The sequence below is a fragment of the Rhodococcus sp. YH1 genome (assembly GCF_009939605.1).
Classification (GTDB): domain Bacteria; phylum Actinomycetota; class Actinomycetes; order Mycobacteriales; family Mycobacteriaceae; genus Rhodococcus; species Rhodococcus aetherivorans.
The window spans coordinates 1-7003 of the sequence record NZ_WVTE01000122.1; the positions used below are offsets into that span (position 1 = coordinate 1).

Below are 7003 nucleotides of genomic sequence, written 5' to 3' on the forward strand. Positions count from 1 at the left end.
CCCTCGCGGCGGGCGCCGAGGCCGACACCGCCGAACGGTTGTGGGTCACGCTCACCCGGCGTCTCCCGGACCCGGAACGAGCCGAGGCCGCCGCCCTCGTCGGCTACAGCGCGTACGTTCGGGGCGACGGACCGCTCGCCGGGGTGGCCCTGGGGGTCGCACTCGAGTCCAACCCGCGGCACCGGCTCGCCGACCTCCTCGACCAGGCCCTGCAGGCCGGGCTGCGGCCGCACACCGTGCGCGGCCTCGCCGACACCGGCTACGAGATCGCCGCGCGGCTCGGGGTGCGAATGCCCCCGCCCGCACCGGCGGCGTGACCGCCGGGACGGCGCCGGCTCAGCGCCGTGCCGCGTGCGACCGGTCGCCGAGTTCCTGCAGGTAGACCCACGCGTCGGCGACGATCTCGTCGAGGCTCGTGTGCTGCGGCTTCCAGCCCAGTTCCTCGACGGCGCGGCGGCTCGACGCGATCAGCACGGCCGGATCCCCGGCGCGCCGGGGTGCATCGACCCCCGTGATCGGCAGGCCCGTCACCCGGCGGCACGCCTCGATGACCTCCCGGACGGTGAAACCCTCGCCGCTCCCGAGGTTGTAGACGGCGTGCTCGCCGGGCCGGGCGGCCGCCAGTGCCAGCAGGTGGGCGTCGGCGAGGTCCTTGACATGGATGTAGTCCCGCACCGCCGTGCCGTCCTTGGTCGGCCAGTCGGTGCCGAACACCGAGATGTGCTCGCGCTGGCCGAGAGCCACCTGCAGCACGAGCGGAATCAGGTGCGTCTCGACCACGCGGTTCTCGCCGGCACCGTGGTATGCGCCCGCGACGTTGAAGTAGCGCAGGCTCGTCGCGGCCAGACCGTACGCCCGCGTGTACGACGAGATCGCATGGTCGATGGCGAGTTTCGTGGCGCCGTACGGGTTGGTGGGCCGGGCGGGTGCATCCTCGGTGATCGGTACCCGGTCCGGCTCGCCGTACGTCGCCGCCGTCGACGAGAACACCAGCCGCGGTGTTCCCGAGGCGCGGATCGCGTCCAGCAGGGCGAGGGTCGCGACGACGTTGCCGTGCCAGTACTTGTCCGGATGCTCGACGGACTCGCCGACCAGGGACTGGGCCGCGAAGTGCAGCACCCCGTCGAACCGGGGCTGTGCACCGCCGCCGAGCACCTCCGCGGCCGCGGTCGCGATGTCGCCCTCGACGAACTCCGCGCCGGCCGGGACGGCGTCGGCGTTGCCGGTGGACAGATCGTCGAGGATCACCACCTCGTGACCCTGCTCGAGCAGCACCGTGCTGCAGACGCTGCCCACATAGCCGGCACCGCCGGTAACCAGAAGCCTCACGCTGGGACCCTTCTTCGCCGGCCCGCGCGGGGCCGGCGAAGAAGGGGCCTGTCTCAGACCTGCTTCACCTGCACCGCGTGGGCCATCTCGTCGGAAAGTTCGAAGCCGTCGTGGCCGGGCACGTTGATGACCACCGACCCCGGCTTCGTCTCGACTGTAACGCGTGCGTCGGGGACGATCCCCGCCTCACGCAGCCGCCCGATCACCTCGTGATCGGACTGCACGTACTCCGCTAGCCGGCGCACGACCACGGCGGTCGGCTTGCCCGGCGGGATCTCGGTGAGCCGCACCAGCCGCTCGTCCGCCGCGGCCGGGCGGTCCAGGCCGAGCTGGTCCAGTCCCGGAATCGGATTGCCGTACGGCGAGGTCGTGGGGTTGTGCAGCACCTCGACGAGGCGGCGCTCGACCTCCTCGCTCATCACGTGCTCCCAGCGGCATGCCTCGGCGTGCACGTTCTCCCAGTCGAGACCGATCACATCCACGAGCAGCCGCTCGGCGAGCCGATGCTTGCGCATGACCGACACCGCCAGGTCGCGGCCCTTCTCGGTCAGCTCGAGGTGCCGGTCGCCTGCCACGCGCAGCAGCCCGTCCCGCTCCATCCGGGCGACGGTCTGGCTCACGGTCGGTCCGCTCTGTTCCAGGCGTTCGGCAATGCGCGCACGCAGCGGCACGACGCCCTCTTCCTCCAAGTCGTAGATCGTCCGGAGGTACATCTCCGTGGTATCGACCAGGTCCTTCACTCTCACACCCCTTCGTCTGCGGCCGATTCTAACCGGGCGAAACCCCCGGCGGGCGCACCTCGCGCGGCGCCGCCCGGCGGGGCCTGCGGCAGGCGCGCCGGGGCCCTGCGGCACTCGCATCGCCCCGGACGGCGCAGTAGCTTTGTGGCCATGACCACGACCTCCGCCGCGACGGGCGATCCGACACATCCGAGCGGCGACCGAGTGGTGGTGTGGAGCCCGGACTTCCTCGACTACCGGTGGGGCCCGACTCATCCCATGAATCCCACCCGGCTCGATCTCACGATGGCACTGTCCCGCGGCCTCGGCCTGCTCGAGGGGGTGGAGACCCTGCGTCCGCCGGCCGCGACCGACGCCGAGCTGCTGCGCATCCACACCCCTGCCTACGTCGAGGCCGTCAAGCACGCCGGCAGCCTGCCGCCAGGTTCGACCGCCGGGGCGGAGGCCCCGCACGGTCTCGGCACCGAGGACAATCCGATCTTCCCGCGCATGCACGAGGCCAGTGCCGTCCTCGCAGGCGGCACCCTCGCCGCCGCCCGGGAGATCGCCGCCGGCCGCACCCGGCGGGCGGTGAGCATCGGCGGTGGGATGCACCATGCGATGGCGGACTGGGCCGCCGGATTCTGTGTGTACAACGACGCCGCCATCGCCATCTCGTGGCTCCTGGACAACGGCTTCGACCGGATCGCCTACATCGACGTCGACGCCCACCACGGCGACGGGGTGCAGCACGCCTTCCTGAGCGATCCCCGGGTGCTCACCGTCTCCATCCACCAGCACCCCGCGACGCTGTGGCCGAACACCGGCTGGTCCAGCGAGGTCGGCACCGGCGCCGCCGAGGGGACCGCGATCAACCTGCCGGTCCTGCCCGGCACCGTCGACGCGCTGTGGCTGCGCGCATTCCACGCCGTCGTCCCCGCCGCGGTCGCGACGTTCCGGCCGCAGATCATCATCAGCCAGTGCGGTGCCGACAGCCACCGGGAGGATCCGCTGGCCGACCTCTCGTTGACCGTCGACGGCCAGCGCGCGGCGTATCTCGCCATGCGCGAGCTCGCGGACCGGCACTGCGAGGGCCGGTGGCTCGCGGTGGGCGGAGGCGGCTACGGGCTGGTGCGGGTGGTGCCGAGATCCTGGACCCACCTGATCGCAGCCGTACTCGACCGCGAGATCGACCCCGCCACCCCGATCCCCGACGAGTGGCGCGAGCGGGTCGCTGCGATGGCGCCGGGGGTCGATCTGCCGACCGTGATGGGGGAGGGCGGCGACGTGGCGTATCTGCCGTGGGACGGCCCCGGCGGTACCCCCGAGACCGGCGTCGCATCGTTCGATCGTGCCCTCAGCCGCGTCGACTCGGCCATCATCGCCACCCGCCGGGCCTGCTTCCCGCTGCTCGGCCTGGACCCGGAGGACCCGCGTGACTGAATCCGAGAACACGGCCCACGGCCCCGCGGTCACCGCGGGGCAGACCCCCGACGGCGACGCCGCCGCCGGGGAGCCGGCCGATGCCGCCAGCGGGCCGGCCGATGCCGCCGCCGGCGAGCCGGCCGATGCCGCCGCCGGCGAGCCGGCCGATGCCGCCGCCCGCGCACAGGCGGAGAAGGAGGCCGCCCGCGAGCGCGCACTCGCTGTCGCCCGCAACTACCCCAAGCACTGGGTGGCGGACGTCCTCGCCGCCGACGGCAAGGCCGTGCACCTGCGGCCCATCGTCCCCGAGGACGCGGACCTGCTCGTGGACTTCCACAGCAAACTCTCCGAGCGCACCCGCTATCTCCGCTACTTCGGCCCCTACCCGACGATGTCGAAACGGGACCTGTTCAACTTCACCGTCGTCGACCACCACCGGCGGGTCGCGTTCGTGGCCCTGCTCGGCGGGGAGATCATCGCGGTCGGCCGCTACGAGGGTCTGCCCGAGGGCGACGGCCTGTCCGCCGAGGTCGCATTCACCGTCGCCGACGCGCACCAGGGCCGCGGCCTCGGTCCGATCCTGCTCGAGCACCTCGCCGGGGCCGCCGCCGAGAACGGCCTCCACACCTTCGTCGCGGAGGTGCTGGCCGAGAACCGCAACATGGTGACCGTGTTCCGGGAGGCCGGCTACCAGGTCAGCCGCAGTTTCGAGGGCGGCGTGGTGCGACTCGAGTTCGCCATCGACCCCACCGAGGCGCTGGTGTCGGTGCGTAACGCCCGCGAACGCGCCGCCGAGGCCCGCAGCGTCCGCAACCTGCTCAGCCCGGGCAGTGCCGCCGTCATCGGCGCGTCCACCGACAGCCGCAAGGTCGGCAACGCGGTCCTGGTCAACATGCTGCGCAGCGGCTTCACCGGCCCGGTCTATCCGGTCAACGCCGAGCACCGCTCGGTGCGTGGCGTGCGGGCCTATCCGACCGTCCGTGACATCCCCGACGACATCGACCTCGCGATCGCGGCGGTCCCGGCCGACGCCATCGACGCGGTGCTCGACGACTGCCTCGCGAAGGGCGTCAAGGCGTTGCTTGTCGTGTCGTCCGGCTTCGGCGAGACCGGTCCGGAGGGCCGGGTCGCGGAACGCCGCCTCGCCCACGCGGCCCGGGCGCACGGCATGCGGCTGATCGGGCCGAACGCGCTCGGCGTCGCCAACAACGATCCGGAGATCCGCCTCAACGCCACCCTCGCGCCCGTGCTGCCCGCGGCCGGCAACGTCGGCTTCTTCTGCCAGTCCGGTGCGCTGGGCATCGCGATCCTCGACGAGGCGGCCAAGACCGGCGTCGGCCTGTCCTCGTTCGTCTCTGCCGGCAACCGTGCCGACCTGTCGGGCAACGACCTGCTGCAGTACTGGGACACCGATCCGGCCACCGAGGTGGTGCTGCTGTATCTCGAGAGCTTCGGCAATCCGCGCAAGTTCTCGCGTATCGCGCGGCGCGTGGCCCGCAGCAAGCCGATCGTCGCCGTCAAGAGCGGCCGCCACGCCGTGCCCCCGGTCCTCGCGGCCCGCACGGGGGAGATGGACGACACCATCGTGCGGGACCTGTTCGAGCAGGCGGGCGTCGTGCAGGTGGGTTCGATCGCGCAGTTGTTCGACTCCGCCCTGTTGTTCGGCTACCAGCCGCTGCCCGCCGGCCCCCGCGTCGCGGTGGTGGGCAACTCCACGGCCCTCGGCGTGCTCGCCGTCGACGCCGCCCGCAGCGAGGGCCTGCACGTCGGTGAACCCGTCGATCTGGGGGCGGCGGCCTCGCCGGAACAGTTCGCGGCAGCCGTCGCCCACGCGCTCGAGGCGGCCGATGTCGACGCGGTGATCGCGGTGTTCGTGCCCCCGGTCGCCGTGACGGTCGAGCCGTACGCGCAGGCCCTGCGCGACGCCGTCGCCGGCACCGACAAGCCGGTGCTGACGACGTTCCTCGCCACCGAGGGCCTGCCCGACGTGCTCGCCGTGCGCGGACCGGACGGCCATCCCACCCGGGGTTCGGTGCCGTCGTATCCGGGGCCCGAGCGGGCGGCGCTCGCGCTGGCCCGGGCGTGGCGGTACGCCAAGTGGCGCAGCCGTCCGGCGTCCCAGGTCGTCCGTCCGGCGGGCATCGAAGCCGACAAGGCCCGCACCCTGGTCGAAGGGTGGCTGGCGACGTCGCCGGAGGGACGCTGGCTCTCGGACACCGAGGCGGCGCTCCTGCTCGCGTGCTACGGGGTGCACATCGCCGAGTTCCGGGCGGTGACCACGGCCGACGAGGCCGTCGCCGCCGCGGAGGAGATCGGGTTCCCCGTCGCGGTGAAGGCGACCGGCGCCCACTGGCGGCACCGGCCGGACCTGAGCGGGGTGCGGCTGGATCTGCTCGGGCCCGAGGCGGTGCGGATCGCGTACCGTGACCTCGCCGCGGTCTCCGGGGAGCCGTTGCTGCACGTGCAGAAGATGGCCACCAAGGGCATCGGTTGCGTCGTGCAGGTGCAGGACGACCCGTCGTTCGGGTCGCTGATCTCGTTCGGTCTCGCCGGGGTCATTTCCGACCTGCTCGGCGACCGCGCTTTCCGGGTCCTGCCGGTCACCGAGGACGAGGCGGTCGAGCTGATAGACGCACCCAAGGCGGCGCCGCTGCTGTCCGGCTACCGCAACACCGAGCCGGTCAGCAAGGCCGCGCTCGTCGACCTGGTCCAGCGCATCTCCGCTCTCGCCGACGATCTGCCGGAGGTGCGGGAGATCGCGTGCGAACCGGTCCTCGCGTCCCCCACGGGCGCGGAGATCACCGACGCGCACCTGCGGATCGGCCCCGAGCCGCACCCCCTCGACCTCGGCCCTCGCCGGCTGCGCTGACCTCGGCCCCCGCCGGCTGCGCTGACGGCCGCGGCGGTCCGCGGACGCGAAGATCCCCGAGAACCCAGCCCGGTTCTCGGGGATCGTCCGGCCGACTGCCCGGTCAGCTGGCGTAGGCGCGGAGGCGTTCGGCGCGGTCGCCCTCGCGGAGCTTGCCCATCACTTCCCGCTCGATCTGGCGGACCCGCTCACGGGAGAGGCCGAACAGCTTGCCGATCTGGTCGAGGGTGCGGGGCTGGCCGTCGTCGAGGCCGTAGCGCAGCCGGATCACCTGCTGCTCGCGCTCGTCCAGGGTGGCCAGGACGCTGCGCACGTCGCTGTGCAGCAGCCCGGCGATCACCGCGTTCTCCGCGGACGTCGCCTCGGCATCCTCGATGAAGTCGCCGAGCGGGGCCTCCTCGTCGTTGCCGACCGGCATGTCCAGGCTCACCGGGTCGCGGCTGTGGTCCAGCAGGTCGCCGATCTTCTCGACCGGGATACCGGACTCCGCGGACAGTTCCTCGTCGGTCGCCTCCCGGCCGAGCTGCTGATGCAGTTCCCGCTTGATCCGGGCCAGCTTGTTGACCTGCTCGACGAGGTGGACGGGGAGCCGGATCGTGCGGCTCTGGTCGGCCATGCCGCGGGTGATGGCCTGCCGGATCCACCAGGTGGCGTAGGTCGA

At 72.7% G+C, this 7003-nt stretch carries 6 protein-coding genes; 3 read left to right on the forward strand and 3 right to left on the reverse strand.

Going from position 1 to position 7003, the window contains the following annotated elements; all coding sequences use genetic code 11:
* Positions 1 to 317 (forward strand): DUF4192 family protein (locus AIIKEEIJ_RS11420; protein WP_161995688.1); only part of this gene is annotated, 317 nt, incomplete at its 5' end.
* A gap of 19 nt (positions 318 to 336) precedes the next feature.
* Here AIIKEEIJ_RS11420 and galE read toward each other — a convergent pair.
* The gene (gene galE, locus AIIKEEIJ_RS11425) at positions 337 to 1329 is read right to left on the reverse strand and encodes a UDP-glucose 4-epimerase GalE (RefSeq protein WP_161995689.1); all 993 of its coding nucleotides are present in this window, start codon (positions 1327 to 1329) and stop codon (positions 337 to 339) included.
* Between the two features lie 53 nt (positions 1330 to 1382).
* Complete coding sequence (locus AIIKEEIJ_RS11430) at positions 1383 to 2069, reverse strand: metal-dependent transcriptional regulator (RefSeq protein ID WP_006935008.1); 687 nt, start codon at positions 2067 to 2069, stop codon at positions 1383 to 1385.
* A 150-nt stretch (positions 2070 to 2219) separates the two neighbouring features.
* Between AIIKEEIJ_RS11430 and AIIKEEIJ_RS11435 the strand changes: the two genes are divergently transcribed.
* Positions 2220 to 3491 (forward strand): acetoin utilization protein AcuC, encoded by a 1272-nt coding sequence (locus AIIKEEIJ_RS11435; protein WP_161995690.1) that lies wholly within the window; start codon positions 2220 to 2222, stop codon positions 3489 to 3491.
* 232 nt (positions 3492 to 3723) lie between these two features.
* A complete protein-coding gene (locus AIIKEEIJ_RS11440; protein WP_075288601.1) occupies positions 3724 to 6342 on the forward strand; it encodes a bifunctional acetate--CoA ligase family protein/GNAT family N-acetyltransferase in 2619 nt (872 codons plus the stop codon).
* Between the two features lie 103 nt (positions 6343 to 6445).
* On the opposite strand, the gene AIIKEEIJ_RS11445 is transcribed toward AIIKEEIJ_RS11440, so the two are convergent.
* The coding region (locus AIIKEEIJ_RS11445; protein ID WP_161995692.1) for a sigma-70 family RNA polymerase sigma factor at positions 6446 to 7003 on the reverse strand (558 nt) is incomplete at its 5' end.